This window comes from Mycobacterium sp. NGS67, assembly GCF_059812185.1.
Map to the genome: position 1 here is coordinate 37,851 of NZ_JCALCF010000005.1, position 14,580 is coordinate 52,430.

Sequence of the window (14,580 nt, forward strand, 5' to 3'; positions counted from 1 at the left end):
TTGGCCGGTGTGGGGCCGGAAGAAAAAGGGGACCGGCCAACCCCCGTGCGGTGGGAGCTGGCCGGTCCAGGCTCGGGTGGTAATCAGTCGGTGTCGGGAGTGCGGGGTTCGGTAGCGGCGATGAGCGCTTGGCTGATCTTTTCCGGTGAGAGCCCCGCACGCAGTGCGGCCGAGAGCAGACCGGCCAGCCGCGGCTCGGGTGTGTGGCTGGAGTGGGCTTCGTCGAACGCGGCGTCTAGGGCGATGCCGGCGCGCACGGTGTCCCCGTTCAGGCACAGGCAGGCCGCCGCGACGGTGAGGGCTTCGGCGCGGGGTGCTCCGCGCAGTCGGCGGGCGATGTGGGTCCACAGGTCCGCGGCGTACTCGGGGGTGTCGATGGCCAGCCCGATCATCGCGTCGCGCAGGGCGGGGTGTGCGGTGATCAGGATGCCCGCGCGGGTGGCCAGGGTGGGGTTGGTGATGGGCCCGCCGGCCAGGGCGGCAGTGATCTCCCCGACGGTGGCTTCGACGAGGCGGGCGTGGTTGCCGATCTGGGCCGGGGGTGCCGGCGGCAACGGGCTGAATTCGTCCTCGATGTCGCTGCGGTGGGCGCGGATGGTGTGGCCGCTGTGGACGAGTTGGGCGGTGAGCACAGCGTCGGTGTAGGGGTAGGTGGGTCCGTACTGGCCGGTGTCGATGTCGAGCCACTGGCCGGTCTCGGTGACGTCGCGGGTATGCAGGCAGCGCAACACCTCGATGTTGATGGCGCGCAGGGACTCTCGGGTGGCCTCGAGCAGGTGGCGGGCGTGGATGTCGTGGGGTTGGTCGCAGACCGCGAGGATGATCGCGGCGGCGAAGTTCCCGGCGCGCAGGTTGCAGGTGGCGGGAAAGTTGGTGGCTTGCTCGGTGCTGTTGGTGATATCGAAGCGGGCCGCGCAGCGCACGCCAAGACCGGTGGTCGGGTGCTGCTGAAGCAGGTAGACCACGATGCTTTTGGTGGGAACAAATCCGAGCAGGCCTGGTGCGGCGGCGACGATGTCGGCGGGGGTGCGCAGTGCGTTGAAGTTCTCCATGGTGTTCTCCGTTCGGTGAAGGTGATTGGCTGCGCCGGTCAGCGCTGGGGGTGGGCGTCAATCGGGTGAGGGTGGGCGGTCAACCCCGAAGAGTCCGGTGGTCGGGGCCGGCGGATTTTCGGCCCGCGAGCGGCAGCGAGCTGGGTAGGGCCGAAAATGTCTTCCGCCGCCGGCGCCGGCGCCGGGCGTGGGTTGACCGCTCGGGCCCCCGGCCGATTACGCTTTGCCCCCTTGCTGACGGCAATAGAGTTGAGCGGCTACGGATTACGCGGCGCCACGGGCGGGCACCAGCGCAGTCGGCTGGCAGCCGGCGGGGTTGTGAGCCGGAAGAAAAAAGGGGGGCCTGGCCAGCCCTCCGTATGGCGGGGGGCTGGCCAGGCCGACCTGCACGGTCAGGCGATCCGGTAGTCGCAGCTGGTGGGGTCTGCGTCGTATTGCCGGCCGTCGGCGAAGATCGCGATCGCGGTCTGATGTGTGCGGCGCAGCAGTTCGATCATGGACAGCAGTCCGGCTTGGTCGCGAAGCTGCCAGGTCAGTGGGCCGGTGTAGAGGTCGATCCAGTTGACGTTCGCGGTTTTGATCCGGTTGAGCGCGGATTGGGTGACGACGGCGTAGGTGGGTCGGCGCGTCCACTCGACGCTGAGCGCCACACGGGCCTCGATCTCGTGCGGGTCGCGCCGCAGTGCCGGAATGTGGTGGGGAATACCCAGCATCTGTGTGCGGGCGGCGGTGAACGCCTCGAGCAGCCCCTGCACGGCATGGCAGCTGTAGAAGATCATGTGAATACCAGCACAGGCCAGAGAGATTCGGGCGTCCGGGGTGCGCGCGTGGTGGGCGGAGACCTCGGCGTGCTGTTGGCCTTTGACGGTGACGATGCTGTGGGTGATGGTCGCGGCCGGGGTGAGGTGGTTGGGCTTGGCCGAGGTGGTCATGGGTGTTCTCCGTTCTCCTGTGGTGATTGGCTGCGCCGGTCAGCGCTAGGGGTGGGCGTCAATCGGGTGAGGGTGGGCGGTCAATCCCGAAGAGTCCGGTGGTCGGGGGCCGGCGGATTTTCGGCCCGCGAGCGCAGCGAGCTGGGTAGGGCCGCAAAATGTCCTTCGCCGCCGGCGCCGGCGCCGGGCGTGGGTTGAGCGCTCGGGCCCCCGGCCGATTACGCTGTGCCCCAAGCTGACGGCAATAGAGTTGAGCGGCTACGGATTCCGCGACGCCACCGGCGGGCGTGACCGCCACTGCGCGCGGCAGCCAGGCCTGGTTCCGGGCCGGAACAAAAAAGGGGCCCGGCCAACCCCTGGTGTGGTGAAGGGTGCTGGCCGGGCCTTGGTGGATGGTTAGCGTCGCGCTTCGGTGGTGTCGGTGACGTATTCGGCTGCGCCGGTGGGTCCGGCGAAGGCCGGCTCGTGGCGCTGTCCGTCGATGCGTAGATCCCAGTATTCGCGCAAGTTGGCCGGGTTCAGGCGGCGGCTCAGTTGGTAGTGGTGGTGGCCAGAGGCAACGAACATGGCGGCGTCGGCGGGGTCGGGGCAGGCGTCGTCGGTGATGCGGGCGGCGGCGTTGTGCCATGCCAGTGGCCCGCTGCGGAAGGTTCTGATTCGTGAGCTGATGGCCGTGGGCAGGGCGCGTCTGGCGGTGGCTTCGGCGGCGGTATGCAGGTTCCCGTGGCGGTCGGTGGCGTGCAGTTGGGCGCTGTATCCCCAGGGGTGGGTGGTGTGCAGGGCGGTGACGGTGTGCCCGTCGATGGGGGCCAGGGTGCGGTGGCCTTCGGTGAAGCGGTAGAGGCTGTCGATGGCCAGGCCTGTGAGTCGCTCGGCGAGGTGGTAGGTGGTGGGGTTCGGTGTCGTTGTGGTGTGAATCTTGCTGCGCGCCATGATGTTGTCTCCTGATTCTTTGATGGTGATGTGGGGTTGGTGGGCGGGTTGGGGACACACCCGGCCGGGCCCTGTGCGGTACCCGGCCGGGGTGTCGTGTTAGACCGCGACGGCGTGGTGGTGCTCGCGGACGCGGTGGTCGAGTTTGAGGACCTCGAGGATGGGCGGGGCCTGGGTGTGCTCGCGGCGTGCTGCGACGTCGACGCGGTCGATGAGGGTGGCGCTGATGCCGGGGTTTCCGCCGGCCAGGGCTAAGGTGGCGGCCAGGGTGAGGCTTTCGATGCGGGCTTGCCCGCTCAGGTGATCGGCGATGCGGGTCCACAGCAGTGCTGCGGCCAGGGGGCGGCGTTCGGCGATGTGGTGCAGCGGGATCTTGTTGAAGGTGTCGTCGAGGACGAGTCGTCCGGCGAGCTCGGCCAGGCCGCGGCTGGGGTCGGGTTTGCCGGCGAGCAGTTGGGTGTGTAGTGCGGCCAGGATGGCGATGCGGTTGTAGGACATGATGTTTCTTCCGTTCTCCTGTGGTGCTTGGTTGCGCCGGTCAGCGCTAGGGGTGGGCGTCAATCGGGTGAGGGTGGGCGGTCAACCCCGAAGAGTCCGGTGGTCGGAGCCGGCGGATTTTCGGCCCGCGAGCGGCAGCGAGCTGGGTAGGGCCGAAAATGTCCTTCGCCGCCGGCGCCACCACCGGGCGTGGGTTGACCGCTCGGGCCCCCAGCCGATTACGCTTCACCCCCAAGCTGACGGCAATAGAGTTGAGCAGCTACGGATGACGCGACGCCACCGGCGGGCGGCAGCGCAGCCCGGGCGGCAAACTTGGCCGGTGGTGGGCCGGAAGAAAAAAGGGGACCGGCCAACCCCCGTGCGGTGGGGGAGTTGGCCGGGCCCGGGGTGTTAGAACAGGCGCCCGGCGCGGTGCGGGTCGTTGTGGCAGGGGCAGCCACAGCGCCAGCAGAAACCGGGCAGGGACAGCTTGAGCAAAATGCCGCCTTCGTGCGGGCCGCCGAGGCGATGCCCGCACTGATCGTGGCGGCCCTGGTCGCACGTTTTGGTCGGTGCGTTCTCGGGCATCTCGACGATGACTGGGGCGCCGTTAATTTCGTCGGGGAAGGTGATCCAGCGGCGCCGAATGACCAGGCCGAGGTGGCGTTCTTCGCGGAAGGCCACCGTGGCGCGGCGTTTGAGGCACTGGATCGGCGCGGCGGCCGTGGCGGCCCATTGTTCCCAGAACTCGCTCATGATTGGTCCTTTCGGAGTGTGGCCGGGTCAGGACCGGTCGGTGACGTGTTGGGTCAGGGCGTAGGCGACGCGGGTGAGCCGCAGGCTTTCGGTGATGAACGCGGCCACGTCCTCGCCGCTGGTACCTTCGCTGAACTCGACGTCGTAGACCTGGTCACTGAGCAGGGCGCTGACCGCTGCGTGGGCTCCGGTGAGTGCGCTCAGGGCGGTGTTGAGGCTGGTGACGAGTTGGGCGCGGTGGTGTTCGATTTCCAAATCCCAGCCGGCGTAGATGTTTTCGGCATCGGCGTCGCTGCCCACAGCTGGCGGCTGGTGCGGGTCGTGGTCGGTGCTGGTCCACGGGTCGATGGTGTGCTCGGTGGTATTCATGGCCAAGATTCCTTTGCGGTAGTGGTGATCTGCGCCTGGTGGCGCGGGCTTCGGGGGACCGGTGGGGTGGCGGTGTCAACCCCGCAGAGGCCGGCGGATCAGCAGGAGGCGGCTATGCCGCCGGTGCCGCACGGGCGCAGCGGGAGCCGCCCGCCAGGGCGGCGGGAGCGTAGAACGGGCGAGCCCGCCGGGTGTGGGTTGACAGCGACGGGGCCCTCACCGGTCATACTTGCTGCCCGCTGACAGGCAAAAATGTTGAGGGGCTGCGGATTTCGGTGAGCACTCCGCGCCACAGCCGTGTTATATGCGTTGCAGCCTATATCGCTTGTAGGCTATACTTGGGTGGTGTTGATCGATTGGACAGCGGAGTTCGATGGTTGGCTCAACCGGTTGGAATCCGCCGCCGAGGAGGGCAGCCGGATTGCCCGGCTGCAACTCGACTACATCGATGCCCAATTGGTGGTTCTTGAGGAACTGACCGGCGAACCTGTCGAGGACACCGCCGTGCTGCGGCGTGTGCGCCAGTCGAGAAAGTTTGCGGTGTGGCGGGTTTCGCATCCGTTCGATCCGGATGTCGCGGTGCGGTTGATCTGTTGGTTTCCCGATGACCGGCACGTGGTGGTGGCGCTGTTCGCCGGCGACAAAGCCCGCATGGGCGATGTGTTTTACAACAGCGTCGGGGCTCGCGCGGACGCGGCAATCGCGCAATGGCAACGAGAGGTGGAACGAGATGGCTAGGGATAGGGGCAATCAACGCCTGCAAAACATGCGTGCCGATGCGCAGCGGGCGGCGCGGGTGGCCGCGATCCGCGAGGGGATGCGCGAGATGGACCGCCAGTACGCCGTCAATCTCGCGGCAATTCGCAAAGCTGCCGCGTTGACACAGACCGACCTGGCCGCACGGTTGGGGATCAGCCAAGGTTCGGTGTCAAAGATTGAGGGCCAGCAAGACTGGCTGTTGTCGACGCTGGCGGACTACATGCGTGCCGCGGGCGTCGAGAACGCGCGTCTTGCGGTGACTGTCAACGGTGAGGACATGGAGTTCAGCCTCACCTAGCGCGCGGCCGGGAGCGTCGGTCACCGTCCCGCATTACTCTGGAGGGCGTGGTCGAGACGGCGTTGTGGCGGTTGATGGTGGAGTCACCGGGTCCGGTGCCGGTTGCGCTGATGACTTGGGTGGTCACCGGTGAGTGGTCAGCGCACCAATCGCGTTGCGATATCGCAGTGTGCGACCTGCCGTACTAGTTGCGGCGCGCCTGTCCTCAGGTGGCTGTTGGCGGGCGATACAGGTAGGGCGTTCCCGCGTTGGGGCACCTCCCTCCGAGGAACTGCAGCCGGCATGAACAGCGCCGTAATGCCAGGATCTCGCTATCTACGGTGATGAACTCGGCCCCGACACGACGGTGTCGCGTGGTGGGAATGCCCACGTCGCCATCGCCATCGGCGGGCGGGAACGTGGAGGGTGGCAAGGGTCGATTCCTCGGATCAGTTCAGCAGTTGCAGGCCGTCGGCCAGGGAGGCGAAGCGGCCGTGTTCTTGGCCGTTGGTGGTGGTTTTTTCGCCGAGCCAGATGCCGATGATTTCGGCGGATCCGGTTGCGGTGGTGAGCCAGACGGGGCCGCCGGAGTCGCCGGGGATGCTGGCCGGCATGCCGGTGGTGAGGTATTGGTTTTTGCCGGCGTATCCGGTGATGGCTCCGCAGTGTTGGCCGCTGGAGACTCCGGCGCGACAGACTTGCTGGCCTTTTTCGGGTTGGGGGTGACGGTTGGTGGTGGGGGTCTCGCCGATGTAGGCCAGCGGCAGTGATCGGATACCGAAGTCGATCAGGCCGTAGTCGGGGCCGCCCTGGTAGGGCGGTTCGACGATGGCGCGGGTAAAATCTCCGGTCAATCCGGTGCGGGTGGCGCGGGTAAAATCTCCGGTCAATCCGGTGCGGGTGGCGCGGGCGTAGCCCGCGGTCTTGCCTCGGCAGTGCCCGGCGGTGACGGCGTAGGTGTGCAGGTCGCGGCCGGTGTAGACGTAGCCGATGGTGCAGAACATGGTGACATCGGCGGTGGGACTGAGGTATTCGATACGGTCACCGGGGCTGACCGTGGGTATGTCGGCTCGGGCCGGTGGTGATCCGGCCACGGCGATGACCGCAAGAGTAAGAGACAGGGCGGTCAGGGCGGCACGGACTCGGCGGGTGATGTGCATGGGTTCCTACCTCGAGGAGTGCGGGCGGTGTGGGCGGAGGCGTCGTTCGGAGCGCAGTTGGGCGCGCGCGCACAGGCCGTCGATCCAGGCGCGGGCGGTGTGGGCGGCCGGGCCGCCGGTGCGGCCTGCGGCCGCGGTGATGGCGGTGGTGACTTGTGCGGTGACGAGGGTTTCGATGCCGGTGTTCATGCGGACTCCTGCAGGCGAGGCTCGGCGGTGGCGCTGCGGCGGTAGTCGGCGGCGGCGCGGGTGCGCAGTGCGGTGACGGTGCGCAGGGCCGTCTCGGCGGTTGCTGAACGTTTGTGGCGCACGATCTTGGTCAGCTGCTGGTGTTGGTGGTGTACGGCGCGCAGTTGGCGGGCGGCTTCGGCCAGCCACCGGCGGTGGGTGTGCGCTTGGGTGACGGTGGCGCGTGCTTCGGCCAGCGCGGTCGCGCATTGGTCGGCGGCCGTGGCGGCGGTGGCGGCCAGGGCCAGGGCGTGCAGTTCGTCGAGGCTGACCACGGTGAGCCCGCCGAAAGGTTCGCCCGGTTGCCATAGGCCGGCGGCGAGGTGATCGGTGATGTCGGATTTGTCGGCCTGCAGCGCTGCGAGCACGATGACAACCTGCGCGGCGCGTCGGCGCAGCCGGGTGTGCAGGTCCAGGGCGCGCCGGTAGCCGGCCAGATCCCGGTCGGCGGCGATGACCACCTTGAGCCCGTCGAAGTGCGCGAGCAGATCGTCGGTGAAGTGGGCGGCTCCTTGGGCGTTGGTGGTGGCCAGACGGCCTGCGCGGGTGAGGGTGTCGGCGTCTTTCTCGCCTTCGGTGATCCAGATCCACTCGTCGGTGGCGGCGGCGGTACCGATCGCGCTACTGCGGTAGAGCACGGGGGTGAATCCTTCGGGTTTGCGGTACACCCAGCGGCGGCCGTCGCGGTAGCGTTGCTGAAATCGTCTGTGCCGGTTGCCGTTGCATCCGCATTCTTGGCGCAGCACTTGCTGGTGGGGCAGTCCGCGGTCGGTGGTGTAGGTGTAGACGCGCACCGTCGTCCACTGGTGATCGGAAGGGTCGGCGGTTCGGGTGATCCGCGCGGGCAATGGACCCGAGACGAGCGCGGGCCGCGCAGCGGCGCTGCGACGGTGCCTGGTGGGGTGATTGGTGGGAGCCGGTGCGGGGGCGTCGAACAGCCCGGCCACCCGCAATCCGAGGGCTGCGGCGAGGTCGGCAATGCTGGCCTGACAGCTAAAGCAGTGCATCAGCACCGCGCCCCCCGGTCGCCGCGCCCGGTGGGCCGCCAGGTGACCGACAGCGACGGGCTGTAGTCGGTGTGCAGCGGGCAACTTGCCATGAAGGCATCGGTCCCCCGGGGGCGGATGCGGTGACCGGCAGCCTCGAACGCCTGGTGGACGTGCTCGAAGGCATCACGCGGTCGCCAGGTGTGGTGTGCGGAGCTCATCGCGGGACCCCGTTGTCGATGACGGCGTGTACGACGGCGTAGGTGGCGCGAGCGTTGCGGATGGTTTCGTCCAGGAACGCGGCGACGTCGCGGCCGTCACGGCCGTCGATGAAGTCGGCGTCGTAGACAGTGTTGCTGCACAACCGATCCAGGGTGTCGGCCGCGCTTTGCAGGGATTCGATGCCGGCCGCGATGTGGGCGAGCAGTTGAGCGCGGGTTTCACCGATGCGTTCGAGATGGTCGAGTTCACCGATGTCGTGCAGGTCGTGGTCCAGGGCGGCGAAAGTAGGCATGGCAGTTGTCCTTTCGATGGAAGGCGGCCTAGGCGGCCAGCGCCTTGATGCGGTCCGGGCGAAAGCCCCCCCAGTGCGTGTCCTCGGCGACCACCACGGGTGCTTGCAGGTAGCCCAGCGCCATCACGTAGTCGCGGGCCTCGGCGTCGGTGGTGATGTCGATTGTCTGGTAGTGCACGCCTGCTTTATCGAGTGCGCGGAATGTGGCGGTGCATTGCACGCATGCGGGTTTGGTGTAGACGGTGAGAATAGACATTGGTAGCCCCCTGGCAGTAAATGCGGGATGGGTTATTGATAATTCAATATTACTGCGCCAATTAGGCTGGCGCTACATCAGTGAGAAACAAATTTGTTGATCTTTTGTCACGGATTCTCTTTGCGTATCGGACGCCGGAATCACTACTCTTCACCACGGGCCGACGCCAGTCAGTCCAATTGTTTGACAGCATATTTCGCTTGGGACGGGTCTCCTGGCCTGGTCACTGTGCAGCGCGGCGGTGTCGCCCTGATTCTCGCGCGAAGTGACCCGGCGAAGAAATGCATTATCTGACGGATTCCGCGCATCCAGTAACCAAGATTGATTGTCGTAACATATCGGCTGATGCGTTCCCCTTCCTGCACACTTCATTTGATTCCCGTCCGTCTGTGACATCCATTCTTTTTGCCCTTCTGGCAGCACGATCTAGACCGGGTTACGGGCGGTGGAGCCCAAGGCCCGGGGGTGCCTTGCGTGCAGCCGATCCGGCCGGTCACGATCGACAAGCCAGAAGGCAAAATGCAGTGTGTTTGTCGCACAACAGGATTGGTCGCTCAGATGGGAGTGGGGGCCAGCGCCGAAGCCCTGACCCCCACCAGCCGCCGAAGTTACTGCTTCCCGGCGTCGGACAGATACTCGCTGTAGACGGTCTCGGCATCGGTTGTGCCGGTGATGATTTCCTCGACCGCTGCCAGTGGGTAGTCGTTAGAGGCCAGCCACCGCAGGAAGTCCGCGCTGCCGACGCGAGGGCCGTAGCCGTGTGCGGCACCGCGCCAGGCGTCCTTGGGGGTCGATGATTCCAGCGCTCCCAACACCAGAGCCAACGTGATCACCTGGGCACGATTGTCACCGCCTGCACCGAGGTCGCTGGCCTGCTTGGCCACGGCGGTGCGCTCGATGCCGAGCAGCTCGGCGGTCGTCTCCACCGCGTTGTGATGAGTCAGCAGGTACGGGTCGCCAGCCAGGCAGGTGGCGACGAAGATCGCCGCACCCTTGGGTGGGGTCTTGCGCGCCAGCAGCTTGGTCAGGAAATCGCGGCGCACACCCATCGCGGCATCACCGAGCTTGTTCAACGCCAACACCTTGCGGCGTTCCCGCTTGTCGGCCTCGGCCCGCTCGGCTTCGGCCCGCTCCCGGCGCGCCTGGACCGCATCGGCGTCGAGGTCCACTGCCCCCTCACCGCTGCTGGTGTCCTCGGCCAGTCCGGCGCGGCGGGCGAACCACGGCTCCGGTGTCAGACCTGCGGCGCGGAAGTCCAGGCAGAAGTACTGCGGGACGTATCTGGTGGCATCGGTGACGGTGTCGGCGTGGCGCAATCCCTCGGCGGGGGTGGCCTCGGGCTGGTCCTGGGTGTCCCAGTCCACGTCGTCCTCATCGACGGCCTCGCCGGTCTCGGCATCAACCACGATCTCGGTTTCGTACAACAGCACCGCCCACTGGGCCGGGTCGGTCACCGCCTGCTCATCGGCCTGGTCACCGTCTGCGGTGAGCAGGTGGTGCAAGGCGATGCAGCCAGGATCTGAGGCTTCCGGGCGCTGCTGTAGCCAGGTGAACCCCCGCTCCACGTAGGGCTGGGCCGCCGCCGCTTCGGCCTCGGCGGCAGCGCGTTCCTGGCGCAGTTGGGCCACGACGTGCTCAAAACTACGCGTGCCCGCCACCTGCATCAGCCGGTTGATCGCACCGGGCAAGTCCTCGAACTCGGTGAGCGCCGCCGCCTCGCTCAAGCTCAGCTGCCCCTCGGCCAACCCCTGCATCGCCGCCTGCGACTTCGCCGCCGCCGCCGCTGCCTTCACGGTGTCCTTGCCGACCGACAACTTCTTGGCAACCCTGGTGATCGACACCCCAGCGTCGATCATCTGCTGGATACCACGGGTGCGCTGAAGCTCGGTGAGCTGTGCGCGCTGGTCGTTCTCCACGATCTGCTCCGAAACCCGTTCCACGAGTTGGGCTTTGTCGTCCTCACCGGCGGATGCGGTACGGACATATACCGGCACGCTCGCCAGTCCGGCTTCCCGTGCTGCCAGGGTGCGGCGCTGCCCGGAACGCACCCGCAGCTGGCCGTCGCGATCGCGTACGGCGGCAATCGGGGTGAGAACCCCGTGCTCTTTGATGCTGGCCACGAACTGCGCGCCGAGGGTGGCCTCGTCGCGGACGTTGGCGTCCAGGACCAGGCTGTGCGGGTCGATGTGCTCGATGACACCCAGCGCGGGGTGCTCACCGGTGGTCTGCTCGGCCTCGGTGGTGATGGTGTCGGTCATGACGGAACCTTTCTCGGTTGTCAGCGCCCCTTGCGGGCCGCCCACATTTTTTGCCTTCTGGCAGCCAAGATTTGGGCCGGCAACAGCTCCGCGAGAGTGCAAGGTCCGGGCGCAGAGTGTCGAAGGTGCGAGCCTGCGAGCAGCGCGCGAGACTTTGCCAGCCTTGTGCCCGTAGCGCAGCGGAGGCCGTGGCCTTGCGCGAAGCGGAGCGCCGGCCATAATCGAAGGCCAGAAGGCAAAAACGACGCCGTCGCCGCATTCGCGCGCACGGTCTACGTGCTGTGCTTTGCGAATGGAACGCCGTGGCGCGGCTTACGTGCCGGCGTCGACGATCAGCGTGGCAACGGGTCGAGCAGGTCGCGCAGGCGCGCCGTGTCGATATAGACCCGGCGGGAACCGACCCGGCGAAACGGCAGCTCATCGCGGGCGATCAACCGATACACAGTGTGAGGACTGATTCCCAACAACGGTGCCGCATCGGCAACCGGCAGCAGCGGCGGCAGCGCCTCCCACCGGCGCTCCGCGGCGACACTGCAGGCCCGGGCCCGCCGGGAAGGAACGCCGCGGGCTGACCGAGCCGCTGTGGCCGGACCTCGAAGGCGTTGCGCAGGGGCGCAATTGAGGTGATATCGACTGGGCAGGCGAGCCCCGTCAGCGTCGAATTGCGATCGCCGGCTCAGCAACCCCCGCTCTTCTAAATCGTTGAGAGCACGCAACACCGTGCTTCGCGCGGCTCCAGACTGTTCGACCAAGGCGCGAAGGGAGATACACACAGTGCGGTCGTCCTTCGCTCCGTCGGCCAACACCACGAGAATCATTCGTGCCAAGGGAGATCCGACCGCGGCGCTACGCGCCCAGGCGTGGACATCGGAAGCGGGCTGCTGTCGCATACTCTCGGGGCTAGGCCCTTGTGATGGTTCACCCGCGCACATGGGTCTCACCAATTTTTCTAACGGCCAGTTTGTCCACACGTCTACGAATTGCCTTGCGAGAGCAGCTAGTTCATCGGCTGCGCCAGTTTCGGCGTCGGTATCGTTTGATGACGCCGCGGCGGCGAACCGTCTTTGCGCCACGTCGAACGCCGTGATATAGCGGTCGAGAGTTGCTAACGTCGCCTCTGTCAGCTCGTCTGACCGCTGCCGGTGTCGCAGCTCGATAGCTTCTGATTTGGGGTGCTGCGTGGCGTCGACGGCAGCGTTGAAATCAGCTTCCGTGGGATCGCCGAGAAAACGCCAGAAGACGTCGCGGCAGTCGCCTCCGCGGCGGAGGCGCTCGACGATGCCCAGCCTGTCAAGGGCGCATAGTTGCGGATAGATTCGGTAGCCGGTCTCGTCGTATCGGTGCGCGCCGAGGAGTTCGCACACGCGACGCGTCGATATCGGCAACGGGCTCTCCGCGCGTAGCGCGGCCAGTATCTGGTCACGGAGCGCAACGGTCCGGGCTGATGGGCTACCCATCACCAATCCGATCAGTTCGCATAATTGCGAGGCTAAGCCCCGCCAATGGCCCAGCGCGACGGCCGCGGCTCACCAATTTTCTGACGGTGCCGATGGCTAGCATGAGCCGAATGCGTCTTCGGCAGACTCATCGCGGCTGGGAAGAAGTGGGACCCTCGCACTGCCCGGCGTGCGGCGCCGGCTTAGGTGCCTTCCAGGTACTTGTAGGCACCTCGCACTGCGCATGTGGATCGCTTCACCGTTCACACAGCTGCGTGGCTTGCCAGCACACCGTTTTCACACCGAAGAGCGGGCCCCAGTGCCGATTACTGAATCTCGATGGGCGCTGACACCCGGTCAGCAGGAAGTGCGGACGTAAATGTGGCGGCCGTGCTGGACGGCCTGGCGGAACAGCGGCTGCAGCAGCGCCATCACCTCCGCGAGCTCGCCGGCGGTGACTTGTCCGGCGAACTCTTCGATCTGCGACCAGGGCTGCAGTGCGGTGCGGAGTTGTTCGGGGCCGGCGGCGGCGATCAACGCGGTGGTGTGATCGGCGATCCGGTCGACGAACACGTGTCAGGGCTCGTCGTCGTGGGCAACGACAACGCCGTGGTCGGGACGGTCCATCAACTGCGAGATCGTTGTCTCAATGCCAGCCGAATCCATCAGCAGGGCTTCGAGACTGACTAACTCGGTGATGGTACACATCCCGATGACACCGCGCTCAGGTGTATCGAGCAGCAACGACCCCTGCTCGTCATCATCGCGCACGAAATATTCATGGACAACCCCCACAGAAACGCAGCCTATCTCCCCAGCTGACCAGTGGGTCGCTGCGGTCCTTCGGCGAGCTAACGCTCATCCGCGGATGGGGGAGAGGTGTCGACGAGCTGATACAACGGGTTTATCGCTGCAGCGGAACGGGTTTCGGCACCCGCGGCGCTGACGTAGCGCTGGGAGGTGGCCATGGACTCGTGGCCGAGAAGCCGCATGAGGCTGTAGACGCTGATGTTAGTGTTGGCCAGCTCGGTGGCGTAGGTGTGGCGCAGGGCGTGCACGAGGGCGCCGGGGTTGCGGTGCGCGTCTGGGCCGGCCAATTTGAATGCGCGCAGAACCCGGTATTGCAGTGCCCCGCGGGTGATTCGCTGTCCGTCGACGCCGACGAATAGCGGCGCTGTGGTGGGCCAGCGGCGCAGCGCAGGAACGTCGCCGGCCTGCCGACGACGGGTGGCGGCGGGGAATCGAGTGCCGCGACTGGCCAGGTAGTCGTGTAAGACGTCGAGCAGCGCTGCTTCGATCGGGATAGCGCGGTCCTTATTTCCCTTGCCGCGCACGTGGATCACCCCACCCTGGTCGGCGAGGCGGACGTCGCCGATGTTGGCGGCGCGTAATTCGCCGGCGCGAAGGCCCGTGAGCAGGGTGGTCAAGATGAGGGCGCGGTCGCGTTCGGGCCATTCGTTGCGCAGTTTCGTGTCACTGTGGTCTGCGACGGCGTCGACGAGGGCCTTGGCGGCCGCGGCGGGAAGTGACTTCGGCAGGTTTTTGGCGACCTTGGGCCGGCCGACGAATTGCATCGGATTGGCCTCGAGTAGCTCGGCGGTAAACAGATAGCTGCACAGCGTGTTCCACGTCGACCAGCAGCGCCGGATGGAGGCCGCTTCACGGGCGGCGGCGAACACCGCGAAGGCCTGGCGCATCGTGTCTTTGGTGATCGCGGCGCAGTCCAACGCGGCCAGGTGTTCGGGTCCGCCGGCGAGCACGGCAGCGATCGCATCGAAGTCACGCCGATACGCATCCACGGTGTGCGGTGAGGGCTTGCGGGTGCTCCGATCGGCCAGAAACGCCCGAAACCACTGCGGGCGGTCGGCGTCAGTGCGCGCCGGCGGACCGGGCGAGAGCGGTTCGGCGGGTGACATGGTTCATGCATAATAGCGGTTATCCATGAATATGGGCGGGTCGCCTGGGCAGGGGAGTGTCCGAGCGTTCTGGGGCCAAGACCCGCGATTCCTCGGGCCTGCGCATCACCACCAGGCCGTCCAGGACTACCCCGCCCGAGCGCGGATCAGAGGCATCTCGTCGCCACTCCAATGATCACCCTTCGACTTTAAGCTGAAGGGACACAAACAGCGACAACACTTTTCACCGTTCAGCGACGGCCGCCGCGTCGGCTGGCACCGTGGCGATTGC

20 protein-coding genes are annotated in these 14,580 nt (G+C 66.7%); 3 read left to right on the plus strand and 17 right to left on the minus strand.

All coding sequences use genetic code 11. The annotated features are described in order from the left end of the window. Positions 1–83 precede the first annotated feature (83 nt). The 6 genes from AC5Y4D_RS05820 to AC5Y4D_RS05845 form a co-directional block, all read right to left on the minus strand. The gene (locus tag AC5Y4D_RS05820) at positions 84–1,052 is read right to left on the minus strand and encodes a DUF4192 domain-containing protein (RefSeq protein WP_500036661.1); all 969 of its coding nucleotides are present in this window, start codon (positions 1,050–1,052) and stop codon (positions 84–86) included. Between the two features lie 392 nt (positions 1,053–1,444). Then, positions 1,445–1,984, minus strand: a complete 540-nt coding sequence (locus AC5Y4D_RS05825) for a hypothetical protein (protein WP_500036662.1) — start codon at positions 1,982–1,984, stop codon at positions 1,445–1,447. A gap of 396 nt (positions 1,985–2,380) precedes the next feature. Next, a complete protein-coding gene (locus AC5Y4D_RS05830; protein ID WP_500036663.1) occupies positions 2,381–2,917 on the minus strand; it encodes a hypothetical protein in 537 nt (178 codons plus the stop codon). A 99-nt stretch (positions 2,918–3,016) separates the two neighbouring features. Continuing rightward, a complete protein-coding gene (locus tag AC5Y4D_RS05835) occupies positions 3,017–3,415 on the minus strand; it encodes a hypothetical protein (RefSeq protein ID WP_500036664.1) in 399 nt (132 codons plus the stop codon). Positions 3,416–3,805: 390 nt separating this feature from the next. Next, on the minus strand, positions 3,806–4,150 hold the full coding sequence (locus tag AC5Y4D_RS05840) for a hypothetical protein (protein ID WP_463828183.1): 345 nt from the start codon (positions 4,148–4,150) through the stop codon (positions 3,806–3,808). A 27-nt stretch (positions 4,151–4,177) separates the two neighbouring features. Next, the gene (locus tag AC5Y4D_RS05845) at positions 4,178–4,519 is read right to left on the minus strand and encodes a hypothetical protein (protein WP_500036665.1); all 342 of its coding nucleotides are present in this window, start codon (positions 4,517–4,519) and stop codon (positions 4,178–4,180) included. A gap of 390 nt (positions 4,520–4,909) precedes the next feature. Here AC5Y4D_RS05845 and AC5Y4D_RS05850 point away from each other — a divergent pair, with 390 nt between their 5' ends. Genes AC5Y4D_RS05850 through AC5Y4D_RS05860 form a run of 3 tightly spaced genes read left to right on the plus strand, consistent with a single transcriptional unit; the run spans position 4,910 to position 5,764 of the window. After that, positions 4,910–5,257: a hypothetical protein gene (locus AC5Y4D_RS05850; protein ID WP_500036666.1), complete on the plus strand. Its 348-nt coding sequence runs from the start codon at positions 4,910–4,912 to the stop codon at positions 5,255–5,257. Beyond that, positions 5,250–5,576: a helix-turn-helix domain-containing protein gene (locus AC5Y4D_RS05855; RefSeq protein WP_500036667.1), complete on the plus strand. Its 327-nt coding sequence runs from the start codon at positions 5,250–5,252 to the stop codon at positions 5,574–5,576. The genes AC5Y4D_RS05850 and AC5Y4D_RS05855 overlap by 8 nt, the downstream gene beginning before the upstream one ends. A gap of 47 nt (positions 5,577–5,623) precedes the next feature. Next, complete coding sequence (locus tag AC5Y4D_RS05860) at positions 5,624–5,764, plus strand: hypothetical protein (RefSeq protein ID WP_500036668.1); 141 nt, start codon at positions 5,624–5,626, stop codon at positions 5,762–5,764. Between the two features lie 240 nt (positions 5,765–6,004). Here the strand turns inward: AC5Y4D_RS05860 and AC5Y4D_RS05865 are convergent, their stop codons facing one another. The 11 genes from AC5Y4D_RS05865 to AC5Y4D_RS05915 form a co-directional block, all read right to left on the minus strand. Further along, the gene (locus tag AC5Y4D_RS05865; protein ID WP_500036669.1) at positions 6,005–6,715 is read right to left on the minus strand and encodes a chymotrypsin family serine protease; all 711 of its coding nucleotides are present in this window, start codon (positions 6,713–6,715) and stop codon (positions 6,005–6,007) included. Positions 6,716–6,721: 6 nt separating this feature from the next. Next, positions 6,722–6,904 (minus strand): hypothetical protein, encoded by a 183-nt coding sequence (locus AC5Y4D_RS05870; RefSeq protein WP_500036670.1) that lies wholly within the window; start codon positions 6,902–6,904, stop codon positions 6,722–6,724. Continuing rightward, on the minus strand, positions 6,901–7,950 hold the full coding sequence (locus AC5Y4D_RS05875; RefSeq protein ID WP_500036671.1) for a toprim domain-containing protein: 1,050 nt from the start codon (positions 7,948–7,950) through the stop codon (positions 6,901–6,903). The genes AC5Y4D_RS05870 and AC5Y4D_RS05875 overlap by 4 nt, the downstream gene beginning before the upstream one ends. Beyond that, the gene (locus tag AC5Y4D_RS05880) at positions 7,950–8,150 is read right to left on the minus strand and encodes a hypothetical protein (RefSeq protein WP_500036672.1); all 201 of its coding nucleotides are present in this window, start codon (positions 8,148–8,150) and stop codon (positions 7,950–7,952) included. Before AC5Y4D_RS05880 ends, AC5Y4D_RS05875 begins: the two co-directional genes overlap by 1 nt. Continuing rightward, entirely contained in the window at positions 8,147–8,443 is a 297-nt protein-coding gene (locus AC5Y4D_RS05885; protein WP_500036673.1) for a hypothetical protein, read from the minus strand. Before AC5Y4D_RS05885 ends, AC5Y4D_RS05880 begins: the two co-directional genes overlap by 4 nt. Positions 8,444–8,471: 28 nt before the next feature. Beyond that, positions 8,472–8,699 carry a glutaredoxin-like protein NrdH gene (gene nrdH / locus AC5Y4D_RS05890; RefSeq protein ID WP_500036674.1) on the minus strand — a complete coding sequence of 76 codons (228 nt, stop codon included), beginning with the start codon at positions 8,697–8,699 and terminating at the stop codon, positions 8,472–8,474. A gap of 608 nt (positions 8,700–9,307) precedes the next feature. Further along, positions 9,308–10,957 (minus strand): ParB/RepB/Spo0J family partition protein, encoded by a 1,650-nt coding sequence (locus AC5Y4D_RS05895; protein WP_500036675.1) that lies wholly within the window; start codon positions 10,955–10,957, stop codon positions 9,308–9,310. A 332-nt stretch (positions 10,958–11,289) separates the two neighbouring features. Beyond that, the gene (locus AC5Y4D_RS05900) at positions 11,290–12,321 is read right to left on the minus strand and encodes a helix-turn-helix domain-containing protein (RefSeq protein ID WP_500036676.1); all 1,032 of its coding nucleotides are present in this window, start codon (positions 12,319–12,321) and stop codon (positions 11,290–11,292) included. Between the two features lie 429 nt (positions 12,322–12,750). Beyond that, positions 12,751–12,966 carry a hypothetical protein gene (locus AC5Y4D_RS05905; protein ID WP_500036677.1) on the minus strand — a complete coding sequence of 72 codons (216 nt, stop codon included), beginning with the start codon at positions 12,964–12,966 and terminating at the stop codon, positions 12,751–12,753. A gap of 3 nt (positions 12,967–12,969) precedes the next feature. Next, a complete protein-coding gene (locus AC5Y4D_RS05910; RefSeq protein ID WP_500036678.1) occupies positions 12,970–13,188 on the minus strand; it encodes a hypothetical protein in 219 nt (72 codons plus the stop codon). Positions 13,189–13,244: 56 nt separating this feature from the next. Next, on the minus strand, positions 13,245–14,309 hold the full coding sequence (locus AC5Y4D_RS05915; RefSeq protein WP_500036679.1) for a site-specific integrase: 1,065 nt from the start codon (positions 14,307–14,309) through the stop codon (positions 13,245–13,247). Positions 14,310–14,580 lie beyond the last annotated feature (271 nt).

Coding starts and splice junctions, on each gene's coding strand:
- AC5Y4D_RS05820 (WP_500036661.1), bottom strand. CDS start 1,052: ATGGAGAACTTCAACGCACTGCGCACCCCCGCCGACATCGTCGCCGCC.
- AC5Y4D_RS05825 (WP_500036662.1), bottom strand. CDS start 1,984: ATGACCACCTCGGCCAAGCCCAACCACCTCACCCCGGCCGCGACCATC.
- AC5Y4D_RS05830 (WP_500036663.1), bottom strand. CDS start 2,917: ATGGCGCGCAGCAAGATTCACACCACAACGACACCGAACCCCACCACC.
- AC5Y4D_RS05835 (WP_500036664.1), bottom strand. CDS start 3,415: ATGTCCTACAACCGCATCGCCATCCTGGCCGCACTACACACCCAACTG.
- AC5Y4D_RS05840 (WP_463828183.1), bottom strand. CDS start 4,150: ATGAGCGAGTTCTGGGAACAATGGGCCGCCACGGCCGCCGCGCCGATC.
- AC5Y4D_RS05845 (WP_500036665.1), bottom strand. CDS start 4,519: ATGAATACCACCGAGCACACCATCGACCCGTGGACCAGCACCGACCAC.
- AC5Y4D_RS05855 (WP_500036667.1), top strand. CDS start 5,250: ATGGCTAGGGATAGGGGCAATCAACGCCTGCAAAACATGCGTGCCGAT.
- AC5Y4D_RS05865 (WP_500036669.1), bottom strand. CDS start 6,715: ATGCACATCACCCGCCGAGTCCGTGCCGCCCTGACCGCCCTGTCTCTT.
- AC5Y4D_RS05870 (WP_500036670.1), bottom strand. CDS start 6,904: ATGAACACCGGCATCGAAACCCTCGTCACCGCACAAGTCACCACCGCC.
- AC5Y4D_RS05875 (WP_500036671.1), bottom strand. CDS start 7,950: ATGCACTGCTTTAGCTGTCAGGCCAGCATTGCCGACCTCGCCGCAGCC.
- AC5Y4D_RS05880 (WP_500036672.1), bottom strand. CDS start 8,150: ATGAGCTCCGCACACCACACCTGGCGACCGCGTGATGCCTTCGAGCAC.
- AC5Y4D_RS05885 (WP_500036673.1), bottom strand. CDS start 8,443: ATGCCTACTTTCGCCGCCCTGGACCACGACCTGCACGACATCGGTGAA.
- nrdH (WP_500036674.1), bottom strand. CDS start 8,699: ATGTCTATTCTCACCGTCTACACCAAACCCGCATGCGTGCAATGCACC.
- AC5Y4D_RS05895 (WP_500036675.1), bottom strand. CDS start 10,957: ATGACCGACACCATCACCACCGAGGCCGAGCAGACCACCGGTGAGCAC.
- AC5Y4D_RS05915 (WP_500036679.1), bottom strand. CDS start 14,309: ATGTCACCCGCCGAACCGCTCTCGCCCGGTCCGCCGGCGCGCACTGAC.